24 protein-coding genes and 2 pseudogenes are annotated in these 24,223 nt (G+C 36.9%); 20 read left to right on the top strand and 6 right to left on the bottom strand.

The features are described 5' to 3' along the window. The first annotated feature begins 77 nt into the window (after positions 1-77). Both rsmH and CVT05_RS03355 read left to right on the top strand, forming a co-directional pair. Positions 78-1,001 carry a 16S rRNA (cytosine(1402)-N(4))-methyltransferase RsmH gene (gene rsmH / locus CVT05_RS03360; protein WP_103579681.1) on the top strand — a complete coding sequence of 308 codons (924 nt, stop codon included), beginning with the start codon at positions 78-80 and terminating at the stop codon, positions 999-1,001. A 2-nt stretch (positions 1,002-1,003) separates the two neighbouring features. Beyond that, positions 1,004-1,297 carry a hypothetical protein gene (locus tag CVT05_RS03355; protein WP_021090986.1) on the top strand — a complete coding sequence of 98 codons (294 nt, stop codon included), beginning with the start codon at positions 1,004-1,006 and terminating at the stop codon, positions 1,295-1,297. Between the two features lie 121 nt (positions 1,298-1,418). Here the strand turns inward: CVT05_RS03355 and CVT05_RS03350 are convergent, their stop codons facing one another. Beyond that, complete coding sequence (locus tag CVT05_RS03350) at positions 1,419-1,922, bottom strand: hypothetical protein (RefSeq protein ID WP_103579680.1); 504 nt, start codon at positions 1,920-1,922, stop codon at positions 1,419-1,421. Between the two features lie 104 nt (positions 1,923-2,026). Here CVT05_RS03350 and CVT05_RS03345 point away from each other — a divergent pair, with 104 nt between their 5' ends. The 5 genes from CVT05_RS03345 to CVT05_RS03320 all read left to right on the top strand — a co-directional run bounded on the left by CVT05_RS03345 (position 2,027) and on the right by CVT05_RS03320 (position 7,431). Then, positions 2,027-2,893, top strand: coding sequence for a D-amino acid aminotransferase (locus CVT05_RS03345; protein WP_107697835.1), 867 nt, complete (start codon positions 2,027-2,029; stop codon positions 2,891-2,893). Beyond that, entirely contained in the window at positions 2,890-3,336 is a 447-nt protein-coding gene (locus CVT05_RS03340) for a DUF523 domain-containing protein (RefSeq protein ID WP_107697834.1), read from the top strand. Before CVT05_RS03345 ends, CVT05_RS03340 begins: the two co-directional genes overlap by 4 nt. A gap of 229 nt (positions 3,337-3,565) precedes the next feature. After that, complete coding sequence (locus CVT05_RS03330; protein WP_107697833.1) at positions 3,566-5,575, top strand: SH3 domain-containing protein; 2,010 nt, start codon at positions 3,566-3,568, stop codon at positions 5,573-5,575. Further along, positions 5,576-6,895 carry an ATP-dependent DNA helicase gene (locus CVT05_RS03325; protein ID WP_107697832.1) on the top strand — a complete coding sequence of 440 codons (1,320 nt, stop codon included), beginning with the start codon at positions 5,576-5,578 and terminating at the stop codon, positions 6,893-6,895. Continuing rightward, positions 6,892-7,431, top strand: a complete 540-nt coding sequence (locus CVT05_RS03320; RefSeq protein WP_107697831.1) for a hypothetical protein — start codon at positions 6,892-6,894, stop codon at positions 7,429-7,431. The genes CVT05_RS03325 and CVT05_RS03320 overlap by 4 nt, the downstream gene beginning before the upstream one ends. 26 nt (positions 7,432-7,457) lie before the next feature. Here CVT05_RS03320 and lolA read toward each other — a convergent pair whose 3' ends face one another. Then, on the bottom strand, positions 7,458-7,970 hold the full coding sequence (gene lolA, locus CVT05_RS03315) for a LolA-like outer membrane lipoprotein chaperone (RefSeq protein ID WP_084041469.1): 513 nt from the start codon (positions 7,968-7,970) through the stop codon (positions 7,458-7,460). Positions 7,971-8,067: 97 nt separating this feature from the next. On the opposite strand from lolA, the pseudogene secA reads away from it, so the two are divergent. The 3 genes and pseudogenes from secA to CVT05_RS03305 all read left to right on the top strand — a co-directional run. Next, a pseudogene (gene secA, locus CVT05_RS03310) lies at positions 8,068-10,464 on the top strand (preprotein translocase subunit SecA); the annotation flags it as partial. A gap of 108 nt (positions 10,465-10,572) precedes the next feature. Further along, a pseudogene (locus CVT05_RS09680) lies at positions 10,573-10,674 on the top strand (SEC-C metal-binding domain-containing protein); the annotation flags it as partial. Between the two features lie 52 nt (positions 10,675-10,726). Further along, positions 10,727-11,926 (top strand): ABC transporter permease, encoded by a 1,200-nt coding sequence (locus CVT05_RS03305; protein WP_107697829.1) that lies wholly within the window; start codon positions 10,727-10,729, stop codon positions 11,924-11,926. A 103-nt stretch (positions 11,927-12,029) separates the two neighbouring features. On the opposite strand, the gene CVT05_RS03300 is transcribed toward CVT05_RS03305, so the two are convergent. From CVT05_RS03300 to CVT05_RS03290, 3 genes are read right to left on the bottom strand one after another with little or no spacing between them, the layout of a single operon-like run. Then, on the bottom strand, positions 12,030-13,655 hold the full coding sequence (locus tag CVT05_RS03300) for a cation:proton antiporter (RefSeq protein ID WP_021090872.1): 1,626 nt from the start codon (positions 13,653-13,655) through the stop codon (positions 12,030-12,032). Positions 13,656-13,658: 3 nt separating this feature from the next. Beyond that, positions 13,659-14,033 (bottom strand): heat shock protein transcriptional repressor HspR, encoded by a 375-nt coding sequence (locus tag CVT05_RS03295; RefSeq protein WP_107697828.1) that lies wholly within the window; start codon positions 14,031-14,033, stop codon positions 13,659-13,661. 4 nt (positions 14,034-14,037) lie between these two features. Further along, a complete protein-coding gene (locus tag CVT05_RS03290; protein WP_054196486.1) occupies positions 14,038-14,934 on the bottom strand; it encodes a DnaJ family protein in 897 nt (298 codons plus the stop codon). Between the two features lie 155 nt (positions 14,935-15,089). Between CVT05_RS03290 and CVT05_RS03285 the strand changes: the two genes are divergently transcribed. The 6 genes from CVT05_RS03285 to CVT05_RS03260 all read left to right on the top strand — a co-directional run bounded on the left by CVT05_RS03285 (position 15,090) and on the right by CVT05_RS03260 (position 21,120). Beyond that, on the top strand, positions 15,090-16,493 hold the full coding sequence (locus tag CVT05_RS03285) for a Do family serine endopeptidase (protein ID WP_107697827.1): 1,404 nt from the start codon (positions 15,090-15,092) through the stop codon (positions 16,491-16,493). 97 nt (positions 16,494-16,590) lie between these two features. Then, positions 16,591-17,268: a response regulator transcription factor gene (locus CVT05_RS03280; protein WP_103619089.1), complete on the top strand. Its 678-nt coding sequence runs from the start codon at positions 16,591-16,593 to the stop codon at positions 17,266-17,268. Continuing rightward, positions 17,268-18,509 (top strand): ArsS family sensor histidine kinase, encoded by a 1,242-nt coding sequence (locus CVT05_RS03275; protein WP_107697826.1) that lies wholly within the window; start codon positions 17,268-17,270, stop codon positions 18,507-18,509. The genes CVT05_RS03280 and CVT05_RS03275 overlap by 1 nt, the downstream gene beginning before the upstream one ends. Before the next feature lie 31 nt (positions 18,510-18,540). After that, a complete protein-coding gene (locus CVT05_RS03270) occupies positions 18,541-18,978 on the top strand; it encodes a pyridoxal-5'-phosphate-dependent protein (RefSeq protein ID WP_107697825.1) in 438 nt (145 codons plus the stop codon). 20 nt (positions 18,979-18,998) lie between these two features. Then, positions 18,999-20,441 carry a potassium/proton antiporter gene (locus tag CVT05_RS03265; protein ID WP_107697824.1) on the top strand — a complete coding sequence of 481 codons (1,443 nt, stop codon included), beginning with the start codon at positions 18,999-19,001 and terminating at the stop codon, positions 20,439-20,441. Positions 20,442-20,943: 502 nt separating this feature from the next. Then, positions 20,944-21,120, top strand: coding sequence for a hypothetical protein (locus tag CVT05_RS03260; protein ID WP_199906726.1), 177 nt, complete (start codon positions 20,944-20,946; stop codon positions 21,118-21,120). 43 nt (positions 21,121-21,163) lie between these two features. Here the strand turns inward: CVT05_RS03260 and CVT05_RS03255 are convergent, their stop codons facing one another. After that, positions 21,164-22,435 (bottom strand): O-acetylhomoserine aminocarboxypropyltransferase/cysteine synthase family protein, encoded by a 1,272-nt coding sequence (locus CVT05_RS03255; protein WP_107697823.1) that lies wholly within the window; start codon positions 22,433-22,435, stop codon positions 21,164-21,166. Between the two features lie 107 nt (positions 22,436-22,542). Between CVT05_RS03255 and CVT05_RS03250 the strand changes: the two genes are divergently transcribed. The 4 genes from CVT05_RS03250 to CVT05_RS03235 are packed head-to-tail and all read left to right on the top strand — an operon-like array spanning position 22,543 to position 24,222. Continuing rightward, positions 22,543-22,875, top strand: a complete 333-nt coding sequence (locus CVT05_RS03250; protein WP_107697822.1) for a hypothetical protein — start codon at positions 22,543-22,545, stop codon at positions 22,873-22,875. Continuing rightward, a complete protein-coding gene (locus CVT05_RS03245; RefSeq protein WP_107697821.1) occupies positions 22,872-23,495 on the top strand; it encodes an HAD family hydrolase in 624 nt (207 codons plus the stop codon). Before CVT05_RS03250 ends, CVT05_RS03245 begins: the two co-directional genes overlap by 4 nt. Positions 23,496-23,543: 48 nt before the next feature. After that, complete coding sequence (locus CVT05_RS03240; RefSeq protein WP_107697820.1) at positions 23,544-23,798, top strand: DUF2018 family protein; 255 nt, start codon at positions 23,544-23,546, stop codon at positions 23,796-23,798. Further along, positions 23,791-24,222, top strand: a complete 432-nt coding sequence (locus CVT05_RS03235) for a hypothetical protein (RefSeq protein ID WP_107697819.1) — start codon at positions 23,791-23,793, stop codon at positions 24,220-24,222. The genes CVT05_RS03240 and CVT05_RS03235 overlap by 8 nt, the downstream gene beginning before the upstream one ends. Position 24,223 lies beyond the last annotated feature (1 nt).

Genomic DNA, 24,223 nt, shown 5'->3' with positions numbered 1-24,223 from the left:
TAAAATTTTGTGTAATGATAGCTTTTTAAGTAAAATTTCGATAAATTTTCCACACTATTTACTATAAAGAGGCAGTGTTGCAAAGTCCACATATCAGTGTTTTACTTGATGAAGTTCTATCTTTTTTTAAAAATTTAAATGGAAATTTTATAGATTGTACGCTTGGGTATGCAGGGCATTCTAGTGCCATTTTGTCTCAAAATAAAAATTTAAATTTAATTGCCTGTGATAGAGATAATGAAGCTATAAATTTTTCACTAAAAAAACTTGAGCCATTTGGTAGTAGGGTTAAAATTTATAAAAGTAACTTCTCTGAATTGACTAGCAAGCTAAGTCAAGAAGAAATTTTAAATGTTAGAGGAATTTTGGCTGACATTGGTGTTAGCTCGCTTCAGATAGATAAAGATGATAGGGGCTTTAGTCTTGGCTCAAGCACGCTTGATATGCGCATGGACAAAGAGCGAAATTTTAGCGCATATGACGTTGTAAATGGCTACTCTTTTGATGAGTTGGTTAGAATTTTTAGAGATTATGGTGAGCTAAAAAATGCTACCTGGATTGCGAACAAGATTATAAATGCTAGAAATTTTGGCAAGATAACGAGTGCAAAAGAGCTTGCAAATTTAATAGGTACAACTCAGATAAAAGGGCGCGGAGTTAGCCCTGCGATACTTGCCTTTCAAGCCATCAGGATAGAGGTAAATGGTGAGCTAGATGAGCTAACAAATTTACTTGATAGTATAGAAGAATGTGGGTTTAAGGATTGTCTTGTGGCGATTATTACATTTCACTCGCTTGAAGATAGGATCGTAAAAGAGCGCTTTAAAAAATGGGCAAATAGCTGTATCTGCCTACCTGGCGTCTATAGATGTGAATGCGGAAACAATCACGAACTAGGAGAAATTTTGACCAAAAAGCCACTAACAGCAAGCCAAAATGAGCTAAAGATAAACTCGCGAAGCAAGAGCGCAAAACTTAGAGTTTTTAAGATAAAGGGATAAAAATGCAAGAAAAAGAAGAGCTGTTGACGCTTCACGACGAGGAGCAAAAACGTGAAGTAAATTTAAGCTTTAAGACATTGGTGATGGTCTATTTAGCGGTTTTTATAGCTCTAGCTATATTTTTGCCAAAAATTTACATAGCAAATCAAATTTATTATATAAGTAGAGATATAGCGGACATCAGCGGTAAGCGAGATATGCTTTTAGAGGAAAATAGAGCTCTTAATATAAAGCTCGAAAATTTACGTTATAAAAATCAAATTTTAAACAATATGCAAGAGCGCCAATGGAAATAACTAAACATTTAAAGTTTTTAAATTTTGGCGATTCAATTATATTGGCAAATAATATAGCCATTTTGTATATAACTGCACAAAAATAAAATTAGCTCAATAAACAAAGCCTATTTTTAACTTGCTAATTGCTTTCTTTTTGAGAGATTAGCTTTTCATATATATATTGTTCTAAATCTTTTTTTGATATGTCATTTTTTATGGCAGTATTATAAATTTCTTCGACCTTGCTTGAGTATTTTTCATAGCCAAAATACGGAAAATGCACGCTCCAAGCTTTCTTGATAAGATCGTGACTTATCTCTCTTCTTGCCCAAACTTTAAACATATCAAAGCCAATGAAAACGGCCGAAGTGACGACAGCAGTCGCTATTATCGATATATGTGCATCAGTTTTTGCTAAAAAATGATGCGTGATGATTAACAATGGAAATAAAATGACAAAACAGATAAGTGCGTAAATCTGATAGAGCTTGATGTGGTTAAATCTAAAATTTAGCTTTGCTCCATCTATTAGCATACCTTCGTTAAAAAGGGCATTTGCTTCAAGTAGATCCCTAAATAAAACTGGCTGTTTTGAAACAAAAAAAACGTTTTTTATGATTCTATCTTTTAAAGTTTCTTGCATTTTTTATAGACTTTTTACCTTTGAAATTTTGGCTCATTATATCTAAGAATCTATAAATTCAAACAAAATTAGATACAATTTGCCCAAAATTTAAGGAGCTAAAAATGGCAGATCAAGCTTTACAAACCGTCTTTTTAAATGGAGAATTTTTGCAAAAAGACGAGGCAAAAGTTAGTGCTTTTGATAGAGGATTTATATTTGGTGATGGAATTTATGAGGTTGTGCCTGTGATAAATTCAAAAATGGTTGATAAGGATGGATTTTGGGCGAGATTTGAAAGAAGCTTAAATGAAATAGATATAAGCCTGCCCTACGAAAAGGAAAAATTTGAATCGATTTTAAATGAGATAATCGCTAAAAACGCCTTAAAAGAGGGCGGAATTTACATGCAAGTAACAAGAGGTGTAGCATTTAGAAATTTCTATTTCATAGAAAATTTAACACCAAGCGTCTTTATCTTTTGCTACGAGAGCGAAATTTTAAACAATCCTGCCGCAAAAACTGGCATAAAAGTCGTAAGTGTCGAGGATATCAGGTGGAAAAGGCGTGACATCAAGTCTATCTCGCTTCTGGCTCAGTGCTACGCTAAAAATGAAGCTCACAAAAAAGGCGCAGACGAGGGCTTTATGGTGGAAAATGGCTTTGTCACAGAGGGCTGTAGCTCAAGTGCTTTTATCATCAAGGATAAAACTTTAATCACAAAACCACTTTCAAATGAAATTTTGCCAGGAATTCGCCGTATGAGACTTTTAAAGATTGCTAAAGATATTGGCCTTAAGATAGAGGAGCGAAAATTTGGTATGGATGAAGTTTATAGTGCTGATGAAGTCTTTATCTCGGCTGCGACACTTATACTCTTGCCAGTCGTTTATGCAGATAGCAAGGCGATAAATGGTGCAAAAGTAGGAGAAATTTCAAGCAAACTTCGTGAAATTTATGCTGGTGAACTTTTAAAAGAAGCTGGACTTTGAAAGAAAAAATCTTAGTAAGTGCTTGCCTAGTTGGCATAAATTGTAAATTTAACGGCGAAAATAATCTCTTAAATAAAGATGTTTTGGATGAAATTTCAAAGAGATATCATCTGCTTTTTGTTTGTCCGGAGGTTTATGGTGGGCTTAGTACGCCAAGGGAACCAGCTGAGATGAAAAATGGTGCAGTTATTTGTAAATTTTCAGGTAAAGATGTGAGTGAAAATTTTAAAAAAGGAGCAGAAATTTGCCTAAAGATAGCCAAACTAAATGGTTGTAAAAAGGCTATTTTAAAATCAAAAAGTCCAAGTTGTGGAAGTGGGCAAATTTATGATGGAAGCTTTAGCAAGAGGCTTATTTCGGGCGATGGTATTACAGCAAAACTACTAAAAGAAAATGAAATTTTAGTTTACAGCGAAGATGAGATAGCAGGGGTTAATGTCTGATAAACTAAAAGGCAACGTTATGTTTGAGGTGATCTTTAAGTGCGTCGTAGTAAGGTTTTGTAAATGCTCTCAATGATGTAAAAGTGGATGAGGTTTCAAAGAAAAACTCAAACGATATAAAAGTAAAAAGAGAATGAGACGATGAAGTAAATTTGTAAAAACAATAATGAAAAGATGTTTTATATTTTTGTTTTAATTGTAGAAGCTATTTTTAAGGATAAGGAAAAAGTTGAAAAAGGGTATATTTTTAGCATTTAGTGTTGCTTTGTTTTTGGGATGTTCGCAGACCCAGCCAAAGCCAAGTGTGCAAAATTCTTTACCGGATGAAAATGTATATAAGCCAAATGAACGCATTAGTTTGCTTGATTTTGAAATGAAGCAAGATGCCTCGTCACTACCGCAAAATATACAAAGTGCAAGCTTTGACCAAGAGGAAATTTTAAAAAGAAGGTTTAAGGTTTTTACATTAAGGGGCGTAAAATTTAATCAAAACGATGTCTTTTGGGCATTTAATATATATAAGCCAAGCGAAAAGAGAAAGTATTTTGGCTCAAATTTTAGACAGATACCACAAAGCTGGTTTGACGCACAAAAGGATAATGCAAATTTTTCAGCTCTTTCAAGCATCTCTGCTTATGCTCTAACTTCGGCAAACACAGCTTTAAGAAATTTTCCAACCGATGAGCCGATATTTTTAAATCCGCAAACTCCAGGCGAGGGCTATCCGTTTGATTATCTGCAAGAATCAACCCTAAGCATCGCTCATCCGCTCTTTGTATCGCACCTCTCAAAAGATAGGGCATGGGCGTTTGTTAGCGATGATGCGGTTTGGGGCTGGGTAAAGGTCGAGGATATAAAATTTATAAGCGATGATGAGGCAAATGCCTATCAAAAGTCAAGTTTTGTGACTATAAAAACGGACAAGATGCCAGTTTATGATAAGGCTGGAAATTTCTTGTTTTATTCAAGAGTTGGAGCGATACTGCCTGTTTTGGCACAGGATAGTAAAAACTACTATGGTAAAATTTATGTAAGAAATCTCTTGAGAGAATTTGTGTTGCCAAAGTCTGTTGGCGCTCTTTTTCCTCTTAAATTTAATGATTCAAATCTAAAAACACTTATTAGCTCTCTTCTTACTCAGCCTTACGGTTGGGGCGGGGTCGATAAGCTAAGGGATTGCTCGCTTTTTACCAAAGATTTGCTAGCAAGTTTTGGCGTGTGGTTGCCCAGAAACTCAAGAGCTCAAGCAAATATGGGACAAAAATTTGATCTAAAAGGACTTAGTAACGCCGCTAAGACAAAAGAGATAAAAGAAAAAGGTGTGCCATATCTTACGCTTGTGCATCTGCCAGGACATATCATGCTTTATGCTGGATACAAGGGCGATGATATATATGTGGTGCATGATGCTTGGGGGTTAAAAACCGAAAATAACGGCAGAGCGTTAATTGGTGCTACGGCAGTAACTACGTTAAACATCGGACAAAACAGAAGCGACATACAAAACTCAAATTTGCTCATTTCAAAGGTCGATTCTATAAATGTGATAAAGCCAGAAAATGTAATAAGCGATAAAGCTAGAAAAATTTCAGCTTTGCAAAGGGCTTATGGTGTTAAGGTTGAGGATAATCTGGTCAAATTTGGCGATGGAACAATATTTGTCTATGATGACTTTAAACAAAAAGATGATGAGTGTAGTATCGGTGCTGATATAGAGGATATGAATGCGCTTGATTACGCTGCATTTTCGCCGCTTAGCACCGCACTAAGTGATGCTGGCAGATGTAGAAACTACGAGCTTTTAGGCAAAATTTATGGCTCAAGCGAGAGCGAGGTAAAAGCAAATTTAGTAGATGTCATTTGGCTAAAAGATAGCCTTGCGCTAAAGTTACAATTTAATTCTAAAAATGGAGCCGCAGCCGCCTTACAAGACATAAGCAATGAGCTAAACGATATGGTAAAAAGTGATGCGAGCTTGCTTGAGTATTTAAAAGATCCAGGTGGAACATTTAAGTGGCGCATCATCGCTGGCACAAACCGTTTGAGTCCGCACAGCTATGGTATTGCGATCGATATAAATGTGAAAAAGAGCCACTACTGGCAGTGGAGTAATGGCTACCAAAATCTCATTCCTGAAAAGATAGTGCGTGTTTTTGAAAAACATAAATTTATCTGGGGTGGACGCTGGAAGCACTTTGATACGATGCACTTTGAGTATCGCCCAGAGATGTTTGAGTAGATGAAAGAGCAAATTTTAGAAATTTTATCTCGCTCAAACGTCTTTTTAACAGGTGGCGGCGGTGTTGGCAAGAGCTATCTAACCGCCTCCATCATCAGACACTACAAAGAAAATTTTAAAAACGTCATAATCCTTGGCTCAACTGGCATAAGTGCCGTTAGCCTTGGAGGAGTTAGCTTGCATAGCTTTTTTAAATTTGGCTACTGCAAGGACTATGAGGAGCTAAGACGCTTTGACTATCATCAAAAAGACAAACTAAGCAAGCTACGAAATATGCTAGATGCTTGTGATCTGCTTGTAATTGATGAAATTTCAATGGTGAGCTCAGATTTAATGGAGATGATAAGATACCGACTACTTACTTCCAAATTTAAAGGTAGGGTGCTTATAGTGGGCGATTTTTATCAGCTTCCGCCAGTGCAAAAGGAGCAAAACGAAAATAGACTTTTTAATTTTTTATATGCCTTTAACTCCAGTGCGTGGGAGGATATGAAATTTACAAATGTTGAGCTACTAGTCTCAAAACGTACGAATGATCTGAAATTTTATGAAATTCTCTCTCGCTTAAGAGTAGGTGAGCTAGATGATGAAATAATGAGCTATATAGAGAGTTTAAGAGTGACCAAGATAGAGCCAGATAATGATACGAGTGTGCTTTTTGGCAGAAACGCCGAGGCTGAAATGCTAAATCAAAAAAGGCTTTCAGAACTTGGCACGCCACTTGAAATTTCAAACTCAGATGTGAGCATTTTGGATGAAAATTTAGATAAAAAAGAGTTTGAAAAATGGGCAAATACGCTAAATATCTCAAGGGATTTGAAGATGAAGATAGGCGCTAAGATTATCTTTACGTCAAATAAATGGGGCGAGTACTATAACGGTGAGCAAGGCAAGATCATGCAAATTTTAAAAGAAAATGGCATCATTTCAAGCGTGATCGTGAAAAAAGATAGTGGCGAAATTTGTGAGATAGAAAAAGCCGCTTATATATTTAGTTCGTTAAATTTAAACGAAGATGAGATCGAAGAAAATGTACAGGCGTCACTCTACCAGTTTCCATTTAAGCTTGCTTACGCTCTAACTATCCACAAATCTCAAGGAATGAGCATAAACTCGCTCATTTGTAATATCAACCACATTTTTGCCAAAGGACAGCTCTATGTCGCACTTTCTCGCGCAGTAAGTCCTAAAAATTTAAAACTTTTTTATGATAAGAAAAGTGATTTTAGGCAGCATTTAAGAAAAGTGGTTAAAATTGACGACGAAGTTAAGAAATTTTACCAAGAAAACGTATTTTTGCATATTAAGGAGAGTTTATGAAAAAGCTATTTTTAAGCCTTGTTTTTGGCGTTTTTGCATTCGCAGACGTGCTAAAAGTGAGTGACTTTCAAACAGATATCTACTCAAAAGCTGGACAAAATTTAACAAAAAAGATAAATATGAACCTTGAAGTTGTCGGACGTGATGTGGAGGAGAATGAAGCCTACGTGCTTGATACTTTAAACATAATAGTTGGTAGCTTTTACGTGGAAGATATTTTAACCTCAATGGGAAAAGAGAAATTTAAAGAGCTTTTCATAAAATACGCAGCCAAAAAGCACTCTCTTGATATCGATGATGTGCTTATCTTAAATATAAAAGTGATAAATAATCTTGAACTAAGCGAGATCATAAAAGCAATAAAAAGCCAAAATTTATGCTCCGATCCAAGCGTTAATGAAGAGATTGTAACAAAACCAGAAAAGAAGAAAAAAGGCAATGAGATCATCATCTCACCAGATCCAAATGACGTAGTTCAAAAGCCTATTGATCTAAATAACGTGCAGGAATTTGGAAAAGATTTTGGAGAGAAGTAAGTAAATTTGGCTAAAGCTAGCCAAATTTATTGATTTACAATGTCATAGCCTTGGGGAATGACAGGAGTTAGAGTCTCTTGTGGTATGAGTGCGTCTTTTACTGGATTGCTTAGAGTTATTTTTATTTTATTTGAAAGCTTGTCTTTATAGTCAATCGTCGTTGGAAGCGTGTTTTTAATAGTTATAAAATACTCAACTCCGTCATATATCGCTTTGTAAAGTGTTGGTTGAATTTGCTCCGCATGAGCCAAAACTTGCGTCAAATTTGGCGTATCATCAAGCTTTGAAATAATAGCTTGCTCAAGTTCGTCTTCAATCACGATCACACGTTCTTTGTTAAAATAAATTCTCTTTGGTGTTGGACTTTCATATATCCAAAGTGCAGTATTGTCGTTTTTTGCGTAAAATCTACCCTTGTAATTTATGCTTTTGCCTTCGCTAAATACAGTTTGCGTAAAGTCACTTTGAAGGCTTTTGAAATTTAAGCCAGCACCAAATGAGCAAACCGCAACGAGAGAGGCAACTAGAAATTTTCTCATTTTTTATCCTTTTTTGGCGTATTCTAGCCCAGTTTAATTAAATAAATAGTTAAACTATGCTAAGATCCAAAGTTTAAAAATTTAGGAAGGTAAAATAATGATTTCATCGGTATTTAGAAAGATATTTGGCACCAAAAACGATAGAGAAGTCAAAAAATACATAAAACGTGTGGCGCAGATAAATGCGTTTGAGCCAACGTATGAGAAGATGAGCGATGATGAGCTTAAGATCAAATTTAATGAACTAAAAGCCCAAGTAGTAGAAGAAAAAGTCACTTTAGATGAAATTTTAAATGATGTTTTTGCGATCGTTAGAGAGGCTAGCAAAAGGGTGCTTAAGATGCGCCATTTTGACGTACAGCTAATAGGCGGCATGGTGCTAAATGAGGGTAGGATTGCCGAGATGAAAACGGGCGAGGGTAAGACCTTGGTGGCAACCTTGCCAGTCATCTTAAACGCAATGAGCGGCAAGGGTGTGCACGTTGTAACCGTAAACGACTACCTTGCAAAGCGTGACGCTACGCAAATGGGCGAGCTTTATAACTTTTTAGGATTAAGTGTCGATGTGATACTAAGCGGTGGATACGATGATAACGTAAGACAAGCTGCTTATAACGCCGACATAACATACGGTACAAATTCAGAATTTGGCTTTGACTATTTACGTGACAATATGAAATTTGAAGCTGGCCAAAAGGTGCAAAGAGGCCACAACTTCGTTATCGTGGACGAGGTCGATAGCATCTTGATAGACGAGGCTAGAACTCCACTTATAATCTCTGGCCCAACAAACCGTACGCTCGATGGCTATATAAGAGCTGATCAGGTCGCTAAACAGCTTACTAGAGGCATTCCAGCTGATCCAAACGTGCCAGGTTCAAAGCCAAGTGGTGACTTTATAGTAGATGAAAAAAATAGAACGATAATGATCACAGAAGCTGGTATAAGTAAGGCTGAAAAGCTCTTTGGAGTTGAGAATTTATACAACCTTGAAAATGCCATACTAAGCCATCACCTAGACCAAGCCTTAAAAGCTCATAATCTCTTTGAAAAAGACGTTCATTATGTCGTAAAAGATGGCGAGGTAGTCATTGTTGATGAATTTACTGGACGTCTAAGCGAAGGCAGACGCTTTAGTGAGGGGCTTCACCAAGCACTTGAGGCAAAAGAGGGCGTAAAAATCCAAGAAGAGAGCCAAACTTTAGCCGATACAACATATCAAAACTACTTTAGGATGTATAAAAAGCTTGCAGGTATGACTGGTACGGCTCAGACTGAGGCCACTGAGTTTTCTCAAATTTATAACCTTGAAGTTATCTCGATCCCTACGAATCTGCCAGTTAAAAGGATCGATCAAAACGATCTTATCTATAAAACTCAAAATGAGAAATTTAAAGCAGTTATTGACGAAGTTAAAAAAGCTCACGAAAAAGGTCAGCCAGTACTTGTGGGAACTGCAAGCATCGAGCGCAGTGAGGTACTTCACGAGATGCTTAAAAAAGTTGGCATCCCACACTCTGTGCTAAATGCTAAAAACCACGAAAAAGAGGCCGAGATCATCGCTCAAGCTGGTGTAAAAGGTGCTGTGACTATTGCTACAAACATGGCAGGACGCGGTGTTGATATTAGGATCGATGATGAGGTTAGAAATTTAGGTGGACTTTATATTATCGGTACTGAAAGGCACGAGAGTAGAAGGATAGACAATCAGCTCCGTGGTCGTGCTGGACGTCAGGGCGATCCTGGCATGAGTAGATTTTATCTAAGTCTTGAAGATAATCTTTTAAGAATTTTTGGTAGCGACCGCATAAAAGCGATCATGGATAGGCTAGGTATCGACGAGGGCGAGAGTATCGAGAGCCGAATGGTAACAAGAGCTGTTGAAAATGCCCAAAAGAAAGTTGAGAGCTTGCACTTTGAGGCTAGAAAGCACTTGCTTGAGTATGACGATGTGGCAAATGAGCAAAGAAAAACTATCTATAAATACCGTGACGAGCTACTTGATAAAAACTACGATATGAGCGAAAAGATAGCTCAAAATAGAAAAGAGTACGCTGCAAATTTACTTGACGCGGCTGAAATTTTCCATGGCGGCTTGAAAGATGACTTTGATATTAAAAATTTATGCTCTATCATCCTTGCAGACTGCGGTGAAGAAATAGATGAGAGTGAGCTAAAAGGCCTAGAGTATGATGAGTTAATAGAAAAGCTTGCGCAAATTTTTGAAGTAAGATATAACGAGAAAATGAGCGTGCTAAATGAAGATCAAAGAAAAGAGATAGAGAAAATTTTATACCTTCAAGTGCTTGATAATGCGTGGAGAGAGCACCTCTATCAAATGGATATCCTAAAAACTGGTATCGGCCTTAGAGGGTATAATCAAAAAGATCCACTTGTTGAATACAAAAAAGAGAGCTATAACCTCTTTATGGAGCTAGTTAGCAGGCTAAAAAGTGAGAGTGTTAAGACGCTTCAGGTTGTTAGATTTAAGAGCCGTGAGGAGCAAGAAGAGCAAGCCAGAATGATGCTTGAAGCTAGTCAAAATGCTGAAAATGAAAATTTAAGCTATAACAACCAAGGCGAGGATGATAAATTTACGCCTGAAAAAAAGATACCAAGAAACGCTCCATGCCCTTGTGGAAGCGGTAAAAAATATAAAGATTGCCACGGAAAAAGTGGCCCTAAAAAAGGCATATTTGCTTAAAATTTCTACTTTTAAGGCGTGTAAAGCGCCTTAATCTTTTAAAGGCTATTTGATGACAAGCTTACCAAAGTACCTACTTTTTAAATATTTAAGATTTGATAAAACTCAGCCATTTATCACCCTAAGTGCCTTGCTTGCCTTTCTTGGTGTTAGCATCGGACTTATGGTTTTGATCGTTGCAATGGCGATTATGAATGGATTTGACAAAGAATTTGAGCGTAAACTTTTTACGATGAACTATCCAATAACCGTTCAAAGCGCCTTTAAGGGCTCTATTGATGATGACTTTGTTGATGAGCTAAAGGCCAGATTTAGCGATTTAAAATTTAGTCCATTTATAAGCACGCAGGTCATTTACCGCTCGGCAAATGCGCTTGAGGGCGGACTGGTTTATGGCGTAAATTTTAAAGATGAAAAACAGATAAACTCAGTCGTAAATGAAGCTTTAAAAGATAAAGAGCTAGATGGTTTTGAGATACTTGTGGGAAGTGGCATAATGAGCGAGTTTAGACTAAGAGATGATGAGAAACTAACTCTTATCTTTACAAAGGCTGATCCTGCTGGCTTTTCACTAACGCCAAAGATGAAGCGCTTTGGTATCGGTGGCTCATTTACATCTGGTCTAATCGCCTACGATAAAGCATTTTCATATACTTCAGTTGATGCTTTGAGGAAAATTTTAGACTATCCAAAAGGCGTTTATGATGGAATTCATATCTTTTCAAGTAAGCCATTTGATGATATAAAAAGAGTGCGCGAGGGGCTTCCAGCTGGCACTGTTGCCATTGGCTGGTGGGAGCAAAATGGCAACTTTTTCTCAGCGCTCGCACTTGAAAAAAGAGCACTTTTTATCGTTTTGATGCTTATTATCCTTGTGGCTTCGCTAAATATCATAAGCTCGCTACTAATGACAGTGATGAACCGCAGGCAAGAGATCGCCTTGCTTCTTGCACTTGGAGCTAGTAAAAGTGAGATAAAAAGAAGCTTTTTCTATCAAGGGCTAGTAATCGGTGGTGGCGGCATTATATTTGGCTTAGTGCTTGGCTTTTTAGGGCTATTTTTACTTGGAAATTTCAACATTATAGACTTGCCGGCTGACGTTTATGGCTCAAGTAAACTTCCACTCGAGCTTTCAACCATCGATCTTGTGCTTATTATAGTTGGAGCTGTATTTATCGTGGCTATATCGTCTTATTATCCAGCTAAAAAAGCCACAGAAGTAAATGTGCTTCAAACTTTAAGAAATGAGTAGAGCCTAGAGACTTAGGCTTGCTCATTGCTTGTAAAAGTTATTTTTAAAAGATTATTTTAAAACCGAACATAAACTTGTAAAATTCTAGGATAAATTTATACTTTTATGCTCTTATATCATGATCGATTTTGCATTGAAGAGCCTCGTGCACGAGTGTTTTTGCCATGACACGCTCTTCATTTATTAGGTGAAAATTTTTACCTAGCTCACCAAAAATATCTTTATTGCCCTCACCATTTATTTTTATTATAGTTTGGGTATTTACGCCGTAGTCTTTTATCTTTTGCGCGATGAGCTCCACTCTTTGCTCATTGTTAACGGTTATAATAACAGCGGCTGCATCGCTTAGGCAGGCATTTTCAAGTGTATGGCTTTGAAGAACATTACCTAAAAATACATTTTCTCCGCGGCTCCTACCAAGCTCAACTAGACTAATATCATTATCAAGCACAAGATATAAAAGCTTTGTCTCTTTTAGTCTTAAAACGACCTCTTGACCAAGCCTCTCATAGCCAAAAACCACGATGTGATTTTTGATTTTTTGCGGCTTTAGAGTTTCATTTGGTTCAACAACGATCTCACGTTCTATGAGGTCTGCTATTGCGTCTAGTTTTTTAAGTATAAAAGGCGTAGCAAACATCGACACAACTGAGGCTGCGATAAAAATTTGAGCTGTTTGTATATCAAGTAAATTTCTAGTAGTCATTAGTCCAAAAACAGCTAGTGCAAATTCGCCTATTTGACAAACACTAAGTGCAGTTTTTGCAGCAACTCTTCGCTTTAAGTAGATGTTTAAGATAGCAAAAACGACAACTGCTTTTATCACCATGACACTAAATACTAGGCCAAGAACAAGCCAGATGTTTGAGATGACGACAGCAAAATTTATCTGCATACCAACGGTTATAAAAAATAGTCCAAGAAGCAGATCTCTAAAAGGTATGAGATCAACTTCGATTTGGTGTTTATACTGTGTCTCAGCCATCATCATACCGGCCAAAAATGCACCCAAAGAGTATGAGAAGCCAAAGAAGTGAGCCAAAGTACTGGAGCCAACGACCATAAATAAAATCGTAGCTATAAAAACCTCTTGCGAATTTGTTTGAATAACTTTATAAAATATCCAGTTGATGACATATTTACCAAGTAAAAATAGCACAACGATAAGAATAATCGCACTTGTAAATGTCTTTAGTAAAAGCTCATTTATTGAAGCATCTTGCGAGCTAAACATATCTATCATAAGCAAAATAGGAATGACGGCAATATCTTGGAATAGTAAAATTCCAAGTGCTTTTCTACCGTAAATTTTACTCACATCGCCACTATCGTTTAGTGTCTTTAGTACGATCGCAGTTGATGAGAGTGCAAGCGCAAGACCTGCAATAAGTGCCGTTTCGTCTTTTAAGTGAAGGGCATAATAAAGCATCACCCCCATTATAAAGCCACTTAAACAAACCTGTAAGCCGCCATTTAAAAAGACCTCTTTTTTCATGCCCATTAAGTGTTTAAAGCTAAACTCAAGCCCAATGGTAAACATCAAAAATGCGATACCAAATTCCGCGATATGAGAAATTTCATCATTGCTTTTTAGGTTGAAAAATTCTGATATAAGCGTACCAGTTACGATGTAGCCGATGATGGTTGGGATCTGAAATTTTTTAAAAATGACATTTAATGCGACTGAGATCGCTGCAACAAGCAAGAAACCTTCTAAAATTTGTTCCATAAATTATCTTTTACCTTCGTAAAATACAAGATCAAAGCTATTTTTTCTCTTTACGAGCGATCTTTTTGTGCTAGTTTGGCTGGTAACTTCGTGCAATTTTTTATTTAGCTCATCAATAGTTGATTCTAAATCGTCAATTTTTTCTTTCAACTGAAGTATCACATCAACGCCGGCTAAATTTACACCTAGTTCGCGGGTTAAATTTAGTATAGTTTTTACGCGATCAACGTCTTTTTGTGAGTAGAGCCTCATCTTGCCATCTGTTCTTGATGGTTCGATAAGTCCCTCTCTTTCATACTGTCTTAAAGTTTGTGGATGTATGCTTAAAACCTTTGCAACAACGCTTATTAAAAAAAGTGGTTCTTCATAATTTTGCATTTTTTTACTCCGGTAATTTCTCTTTTAACTCTTTTACTAAGCCTTCATCAAGCTCACTGATATTTGGAAGTTTTACTCTAGCTTTTAAGTAAAGATCGCCATAAATTCCGCTCTTTCTGTTTTGCACGCCATATCCTTTTAGGCGGATCTTTGTGCCTGTTTTTGAGTTCTCAGCGATCTTAATCGTGACATCTTTTTTGTAAGTATGCACATCGACTTTTCCGCCAAAAAGCATAGTTTTTAGTGGAATTTCTATATCTTTATAAAGATCGTCTCCGACTCTTTCATATTCGTCGCTTGGCTCAACACTAATAGCAAGTATGAGGTCGCCTTTTTGACCACCAGCGCTTTTACCTTTGCCTTTTACACGAAGCTTCTCGCCGCCTTCTATGCCACTTGGAATTTTTATCTTAATGCTTTCGCCATTAAAATTTATCTTATGTTCGCCACCAGTTACAGCTACGTCAAATGGTATGGAAATTTTTGCATTTACGTCTAGATCAGCTCCGCCAAAGCCAAATCCACCACTACTAAATCCGTCAAAGCCTCCAAAATTACTACCAAATCCGCTACTAAATTTAGCTCCACCACCGCCAAAGCCACCTGAGAAGATATTCTTTAAAATTTCATTTAGATCGCCCATATCGGCTGAGCTACTAGCAAAGTCGTGGAAATTTTGACCGCCAAACATAGTATCGCCATACTGGTCGTATTGAGCTCGTTTTTTATCGTCACTTAAAATTTCATAAGCAGCATTTATCTCTTTAAATTTATCTTCTGCTCCAGGGTCTTTGTTGATATCTGGGTGATATTTTCTAGCAAGTTTTCTATAAGCTTTTTTTATCTCGTCGCTTGAGGCACCCTTTGAAACCCCTAAAGTCTCATATAAGCTTTCACTCATATATTCTCCTTATATTTTTTTGATACGGATTATATCACAAAGCTTTAGTCTATGCAAGTCAAGTTTATTTTTGTTTAATAACAAGAAAAAGTGTTAAGATTTTATTTTTTCACTATATTTATAATTTGCAAAAATTTTTAGTTTAAAGGAAAAAAATGAAAAAGATTGTGCTAATTTCATTAGTAGCAGCTTCTTTTTTAGTAGGGGCTGATATTAAATTTAATGAAGCTAACTCTAATATCACGAGAGTCTCGCCACTTAGCGATAAAAATAGCGTACTTTCTTATTATGACTCGATCGCTCAGGCAAAGCTTTCAGTTGTAAATATCTCAACTACAAAAACGGTAAATAACGCTGGTATTGAGCAGATGTTTAATGACCCTTTCTTCAATGAATTTTTTGGATTTAACTTTGCAAAACCAAAAGAAAAAGAAAAAACTACTTCGCTTGGTTCTGGCGTTATCATCTCAAATGATGGATATATCGTTACAAATAATCACGTTATAGAAGATAGTGATCAAATAGTCGTAACTCTTGCAAATGGCGGCAAAGAGTATAAAGCAAAGCTAATAGGAAGTGATCCAAAAACCGATCTAGCCGTCGTAAAGATAGAAGCAAACGGACTAAATACGATCACTTTTGCGGACTCATCAAAGCTGCTTGATGCAGATGTTGTATTTGCGATAGGTAATCCATTTGGCGTTGGTGAAAGTATCACTCAAGGTATCATTTCAGGTCTAAATAAAGATAATATCGGCCTTAATCAATATGAAAATTTCATCCAAACAGATGCTTCGATAAACCCAGGAAATTCAGGTGGAGCTTTGGTTGATAGCAGAGGATATTTAGTCGGAATAAACTCAGCCATACTTTCAAAAAGTGGCGGCAACAACGGTATTGGCTTTGCGATCCCATCTAATATGGTAAAAGATATCGCTAAAAAGCTGATAACTGACGGCAAGATCGAGCGTGGCTTTATCGGCGTTACGATTGCAAATTTAACTGATGAGCAAAAAGAGCTTTACACAAATAAAGAAGGTGCTTTAATAAGTGGCGTAGAGCAAGGCATGCCAGCAGATGAAGCTGGACTAAAAAGAGGCGATTTGGTTATATCGGCTAATGATAAAGCTATCAAAAATGCAAATGATCTTAAAAATTTCATCGGTTCACTAACTCCAAATAGCAGCGTTGATATAACTTACGAGCGATCAAATAAAATAATGAATGCAAAAATCAAGCTTGCAAACGCTGATCACAATTCAAAAGACATAGCAAAAAGCATTATCATCGAAGGACTTAGCGTTAGTAATCTAAGCGATGAGATAAGATATAAATACAAAATTAGCCCAGATACTCAAGGCGTGCTAGTAACTGATGTGAAATCAGGCTCAAAAGCTGAAGACTTTGGCTTTGAAAGAGGCGACGTGATCGTTCAAGTTGGCGAAGAGAGCATAAAAGATCTTCAAACATTTGCAAATACAATCAAAAATACAAAAGGCAAAAAGACACTAGTGTGGATAAATCGCGGCGGTATCATACAAGGCCTTGTTATAAAATAATCATCTAAGAGCTGAAATTTCAGCTCTTAACCCTTTTAAATTTTTAAAATCTTAATCTGCTATAATCCTTAAAAATAAATTTACAACAGGAAAGATCATGACTAGAATTTTAATGATAGAAGATGATATGGAGCTTGCTGAAATTTTAACTGAATATCTAGAAAACTATGATATTGAAGTAGTGACTGCTGAAGAGCCATATATCGGACTTTCTACGCTAAATACAAGTAAATTTGACCTAGTGATACTAGATCTTACATTGCCTGGTATGGATGGATTAGAAGTTTGTAAAGAGATCAGGAAAAATCACAATATACCTATAATCATATCAAGTGCAAGACATGATATAACGGATAAGGTAAATGCTCTTGATAATGGAGCGGATGATTATTTGCCAAAGCCATATGACCCACAAGAGCTTTTAGCTCGTATCAAAAGTCATTTAAGAAGGCAGAGTATCACTCCTGCAAATGAGGCGAGAAATTTAAATAAAGACTTGGTTTTAAAAGAGTTTGAACATGAAATTTTATTTAAAGGAAACGTGCTAAATTTAACTGCCGCAGAATACGACATCTTAAAATACCTACTTTTAAAAGAAGGTGGAGCGGTTACTAGAGAGGAGCTCATCTACAATTGTGAGAGCATAAACGAAGATAGCTCAAACAAAAGTATCGACGTCATTATCGGCAGGATTCGCCAAAAATTAAATGAAAATCCAAAAGAGCCAAAATACATCCACGCGATCCGCGGTATCGGCTATAAATTGGTTCTTTGATGCCAAGATCGTCTATTTTTATAACCATAACTTTTATCTTTGCTCTTGCGCTCGTTTCGATATTTCTAGCTTTTTTATGGCTCATGGGCTTTGATAAGCAAAACTATACAAGAGAGCTAAATAACAAATACTCAAACGTTGCTAGGACAAATTTGTTTTATATGGGTGGTATCATAAATAAAGTTCAGTACGACCGCCAGCTTTCAAATATCGATATGCCAGAGATCAAAGATGAGAAGAAAAAAGATGAAATTTTAAAACAAGCGACCGTTTTAGAAGAAATTTCAAGCGATCTAGGCTCAAGTGCGATCTTGCTTTATGACAAGCATCACTACTTAAGGATTGAGCATTTAGACGAGCTAAAGCTTTTAATGGATAAAGAATTTCAGCCTTATAGATACGAGGTGATAAAGGCTGTTTTTCTGGTGGTTGCGGTCATTTTGCTAGGTGCTTACATTTTTGTCATATATAAGATAAAACCACTTAGAAAGCTAAAGCGTCAGATCGTAAAATTTGCAAATGGTGAGCTTGACGGCGTACAAAATGTTGGCAACGGCAAGGATGAAATTTCTGAAGTTTCAGAGGCATTTTATGAGGCAGTTTGTCAGATCAAGGCGCTTAATGACTCAAGGCATCTTTTCTTAAGAAATATCATGCACGAGCTAAAAACTCCTATCACAAAAGGCCTAATAGCAGCTCAAATGATAGAAAAAAGTAAAAATCAAGAAAGGCTAATCTCTGTCTTTCACAAGCTTGAAAATTTAATAAACGAACTTGCAGCGATAGAGCAGATAACATCAAAAATAGGACTTAGCAATAAAACGCCATGTTTTATGAGGGATCTCATCGATGAGGCTATCGATATAGCCATGGTAGAAAAAGAGTGTGTTGGTATCAGTGAGCTTGATGAGGTTAGGGTGCTTGTTGATTTCAAGCTATTTTCAGTCGCTATAAAAAATATGATAGACAATGGCATAAAATATTCAACTGATAAGCATGTAAATATCGTTGTTAGCAAGGATCATATGAAATTTATAACTCAAGGCGAGAAGCTAAAAAATGATCTTGATTTTTATATCCAACCATTCATCAAAGGAGAGGATGCGCAAAAAAGTTTTGGACTAGGTTTATATATAGTTAGCAATATACTTGATGCTCATGGACTCAAATTTAGATATGAATATAAAAATGGAATGAATGTCTTTGTTTTTGAAAATTTACAAGATATAATAGTGACTTAAATAAAACATAATAAACAAAAAAGGGCTAAAAATGGCAGCAAAAATTTTCTCACCAGATGATATCTTATCAATAATAGATATTGAAATAGCTTTTATAAATCGTTATAAAAATGTAAAAGATTATGCAAAAAATTTATCTTTAATATATTTTTCTTTGCCAAGTACCAAAGAGTATAGTGAACTCTTTGAAAAATTTTTAAGACAAACTGACGTTGTTGTAAGAGAGAATGAGCATTATGTAGTCGTGCTTCATGGAACAAATGAAAGAGGAGCTAGCGAACTATTATCAGGTATTCAAGAGTTTTTAAACGCTGAGCCAATTGATTTGATAGTAAGCTATCCAAAAGACGGAATAAACGCTAAAGAGCTTACTACTAAGCTTCAAGATGAGATAAAAGACAATTATGGCGTATTGCTTGAAATGCTTTCAAATCAAGAAAAATTTGAAGCTTTTGAAAGCATGATTTAATATAATTTTGTGGAGTTTGTTTGGAGAATTTACTACTATTTTTTGCGGTTTTGCTTATAACTAGCATTTTTTTAAGTAAGATCTCTGATAAATTTGGAATTCCATCTTTAATAATATTTTTAGGCGTTGGTATGCTAGCTGGCTCAGATGGGCTGCTCGGTGTAAATTTTGATGATCAAGTGATCGCTCAAAATGTCGGCATGCTGGCACTCATATTTATACTTTATGCTGGTGGGCTAGATACTGATTTTGCAGCGATTAAGCCTATTTTTGGCAGAGGTTTAGCGCTCGCTACACTTGGCGTTTTCTTAACCGCGCTAGCCATCGCTCCAGTTGCAAAATATCTGCTTGATTTTACTTGGGCGGAAGCCTTTTTGCTAGGTTCTATCATCTCTTCAACAGATGCAGCAGCGGTATTTGCCATACTAAGAGCTAAGAAAATTTCACTTAAAAATAGCATTGCGCCATTGCTTGAACTTGAATCTGGCTCAAACGATCCAATGGCGATATTTCTAACTATGACGATCGTTCAAATGATCTCACTAAATACCATGCCGACAGTATCTGAGTGGGCTATTACGCTAGTTAAGCAGTTTGGCATAGGTATTGCCATGGGCTATTTATTTGGTGTTGCTTTGCCAGCCATTTTTAATAGACTTCGCCTAAAAAGTTGGGGCCTTTATCCAGTTTTTTCTATCGCTTGGATATTGCTTTTATACACGCTTTGCTTTAAGGTTGGTGGCAATGGCTATTTGGCTGTTTATATAGCTGGAATTTTTATAAATAAAAAAGAGTTTTCTCATAAGAAAAATTTAGTCGGTTTTCATGACGGTATCGCTTGGACGATGCAAATAGTTGTCTTTTTAACACTTGGTCTTTTGGTAAATCCTTCCGAGCTTCCAGCAACAGCACTAATGGCGCTTGTTTTGGCCTTGTGGCTTATGTTTTTTGCAAGGCCACTTGGTGTTTTTGCATCGCTTGCATTTTCAAAATTTAAGATAAATGAGCAAATTTTTATCTCCTGGGTTGGGCTAAGAGGCGTTGTGCCAGTTGTGCTAGCTACCTATGTTTATGTCGATGGCGTACGTGATGCAGATATGATTTTTAACATTATATTTTTTATGGTTTTGATTTCTATTTTGATACAGGGCATGTCGCTTGGCTTTGCAGCTGATAAATTTAAGGTCAAAGAGAGTGAGCAAGAGGATGTTAAGGCAGTAGAAAACTCTCCGATCTTAAGCTACACACTTCGTCAGCATACCATCCACTATGGCTCAAAACTAATTGGCAAAGATTTGGCTCAGCTAGAGCTTCCAACTGAGTTTTTAATAATCCTAATAAAGCGTAAAAACGAGTATCAAAAGCCAACTGGCTCAACAATCTTTGAAGAAAATGACCTGTTACTGATACAATGCGAAAATCAAGTGCTTTATCAAGATACGATTAAGTATTTAACTTATTAAAATTTTTGATAAAAATTGCCACATTTTATTTCTCTTTTTAAATTTTAAAACTTTACTCACTCGCCTTAGCAGACTACTAAATTTAGGTTACACTTCGTTTAGCACTAAATTTAGAGCCGTGATATGCTCGCTCATAAATTTTAAAATTTGCCAGAGTTTTTAATAGCATGCGGTGCGTTAGCACCTTTGTGTGCTACCTCTGATGTGCGAGGTGATTGAGGGATTAAAGGGGGATAAGGGGACGGCTTTGCTTCGCAAGCTCGCAACTGCAAGCAGACCGTAACTTGAGTCCCCTTGTCTCCCTTTTGAATAGAAGTATCACAAATGGGATTTTATATTTTTACAAATTTTTGAAATTCTATTTACTCGCAAGAGTTACCTACTAAAAATTTGGCTTCGCTTGCAGCTTAGCTCAAATTTTAAGGCCAAAACAAATCCGTTCAGTTTCATTTTATTTTGCTTTTTATAAAATCACTAAAGCACTAGCAAAATGGGAGGCAAAATGCTTGTTAGTATCATCCTTGCGGTCTTGGTATATTTTGCAACACTCTTATTTATGTTTTTTCTGCTCGCTTTTTTTGCCTTTTGGTATATAAGCGTGCCGCTACTTGTCATCTTTTTCGTTATAAAATTTATAAGGCAAGCAAAAAGAGTGCGAGAGGATATGTGGCAAGCTTGAGTAAAATTTAAATTTCTAGCCCAAAAATGAGCTAGAAATTTCTTTATTCTAAAGCTTGAGCTAAATCAGCGATCAGATCCTCAGCGTTTTCAAGGCCTATGCTAACTCTTATTAGCTCTTTTGTGATGCCAGCTTTTATAAGCTCTTCACTACTTAGCTGTTGGTGTGTAGTTGATGCTGGGTGTGTGATGAGCGACTTTGTATCGCCGATATTTACCACGATCTTAAAGAGTTTTACGCGCTCTAGCATCTTTTTTGCGCGCTCGAAGCTATCAGTCTCAAAGCAAAATAGCCCATTTGCCATGCCGTCTTTAAAGTATCTTTGTGCCTTTGCGTGATCTACGTTGTCGGCAAGTCCAGGATAAGCCACACTTTTTATATGCTTGTGAGAGTTTAGAAATTTAGCCACTTTTAGCGCGTTTTGCGAGTGTCTTTCAACTCTAACAGCAAGCGTTTCAAGCCCTTGTATAAGCTGCCAAGAGTTAAACGGAGAGATCACAGCACCGATATCGCGCACGATAGCAAGCCTCATTCTTAGCGTGTAGATATCAAAACGATCCGTCATATCAGCATAGACGATGTCGTGATAGCTCGCGTCTGGCACGTTAAAGTGCTCATATCTCTTGTTGCCTTTTAGCTTCTCGTTTAGGTGATTTGCGCTTACAACGACACCTGCTAGGCTAAGGCCCTGACCGCTCATATATTTGCTAGCGCTATGCACGCAAACATCGACGCCGTGGCGAAGTGGCTGAAAGATGATAGGCGTTGGCACGGTGTTATCAGTGATGCTGATGATGCCATATTTGTTTGCGATTTCTACGATTTTTTCGATATTTGGGATAGAAATTTGCGGATTTGAAAGCGTTTCAAAAAATATAGCCCTCGTTTTATCATCTATCAAACTCTCCAGATCATCAGCTGTGTCGCTATCAAAGACTCTGGCCTCTATACCAAATCTTTTTAGTGTGTGCGTAAAAAGCACCGTCGTGCCGCCATAAATTTTCTTAGCGATGATGATATTATCGCCTGCTTGGGCTAAATTTATGATGCTGTAAAACAAAGCTGACTGACCGCTTGCAGTCGCTATCGCAGCGGCTCCACCCTCAAGTGCAGCGACCCTTTTTTCAAAGATATCTGTCGTTGGATTGCCAAGTCTTGTGTAGATGTGGCCGCCATCCTTTAGATCGAACCTAGCTGCGGCTGTCTCGGCGCTTCCAAAGTCGTAAGCCGTGCTTTGAAAAATAGGCACAGCCATCGTGCCAAAGCCCTCGTTTGTGTCGTAGCCTACGTGGATCGCAGCGGTTTCTTGCCTCATTTTTGCTCCTTGTTTAAGTAATTTTGGCGTAAATTATACATTAGCAAAGCCAACATTTAGGGGATAAAATCAAATTTTGATATAATTTGCCAAAAAAAAGGAAAAATTTGAACCAAGTCACGGACAAATTTAAACGTGTAAAATATCTTCGTGCGCTAGAAAAATTTGCAAAATCAGCGATAAATGGCTTAAAAAGAGACGACTTTGACGAGGCTGAATTTCGCCAAAGAGTCGAGAAAAACGCAAAGATCATGGAAAAAGTAGAGGCTGTCTATCTTGATCAGCCATACTCAAAGGCGCTAGAAAATTTTATAAATTTGCTTATCAAAAATGCTTCAAAAGAGGAGCTTTTAAAGGTGGCAAATCTACTTGATAAGCTAAAAAATCAAAAGACATATAAAAAAGAAAAACATAAAAATAAATTTAAGGATGAGGATTGAAAGTAGTTATTTTTGATATGGATGGCACAGTGATCGATAGCGGCGAGGCGATATATAAGACGGTAAATGAAGTAAGAGATGAGCTAAGCTTAGCGCCACTTGATAAGGAATTTATCATAAAAGCGATCAACGAGCCAGGTAGAAATTTGGCCCTTGAGTTTTACGGCATAGACACGCCAAGCAAGAGTTTAAAAGAGGGCTTTGAAGAGAAATTTAAGAAATTTTACGATGAGTGTGCGACTACATATGATGGTGTAAAAGAGCTTTTGCAAAAGTGCAGAGAGGCTCACTATAAGGTCGTTTTGGCAAGCAATGCACCGCACGAAACGCTAGAGAAAATTTTAAAGAAAAATGAAATTTATGAGCTATTTGACGAGGTCATCGGTGCTAGCAAAGAGATACCGCAAAAGCCTGATCCTGCGATGCTTCACCTAGCTGTTAGTAAAACTGGAGCCAGCAAGGCGATCTTTGTTGGAGATAGCCTAAAAGACGAGCTTGCGGCTAAAAATGCAAATATGTCTTATGTGCAAGTTTGCTGGGGATTTGGCGAGGAGAGCAAAACTGCGACTTATAACGCCAAAAATGTCAGCGAGGCTTGGGAGATAATATTAAATTTTTAACTTAGTTTTAATTGGCTATAATCTTAAGAAATTTTCAAAGAAACAGCGATGATAGATATATTTGAGGGCAGTGCGAGGGATAAATTTTATGACATTTTATTTAACGCAAATGCCGTTTTAGTTAAAAACGAGATAGATAAAATTTTTGAGAAATTTGTGGCTATGAGTGAGCTTTGCGAAAAGCATGGCGTTAGTGAGGACGAGATCAGAAATTTTATAGCCTTAGAGCAAGATAAAGTTTATAACGGAATAAATGACCTATATATCGAGCTTAGCGGAGAAATTTTAAGCCAAAATGAGTAAGATTTTTGCACTCATTGCTTTGTTGGCTGCTCTTGTCTTTGCTAAGGAGCCAAATTTTGATCCAAGCTCAGTGCATACATTTGAGCTTAAAAAAGATGAGTGGGCTAGAGTTTTTATAACTGAAAAGAGAACCCAAAGGGTTGAAACGTTTGACTTTCGCTGGACGCTATTTGATAGCACAAATATTACCGTGCAAAGCTTTTTTAGGCGCTATCCAAGGCAGATGGTCTTTTCGCTAAGACAAGGACAAAACACCTATATGCAGCGAGTTTTGCCTGATTTTACGATGCCGCCAAATGAGAGCGTAAGCCTTTATATATCATTTATTGATTTTAGGGACAAAAAGGCGCATTTTAGGGTGGCGCTGCTAGATGAGAGCAAGCGTGTGGATGTGGGTTTTAGAGATCCGCACGAGGATAAATAGA

It is taken from the genome of Campylobacter concisus, from assembly GCF_003049705.1.
Classification (GTDB): Bacteria; Campylobacterota; Campylobacteria; order Campylobacterales; family Campylobacteraceae; genus Campylobacter_A; species Campylobacter_A concisus_AR.
The sequence above is the reverse complement of the archived record's forward strand: the minus strand, read 5'-3'. Positions and strand labels throughout refer to the sequence as shown.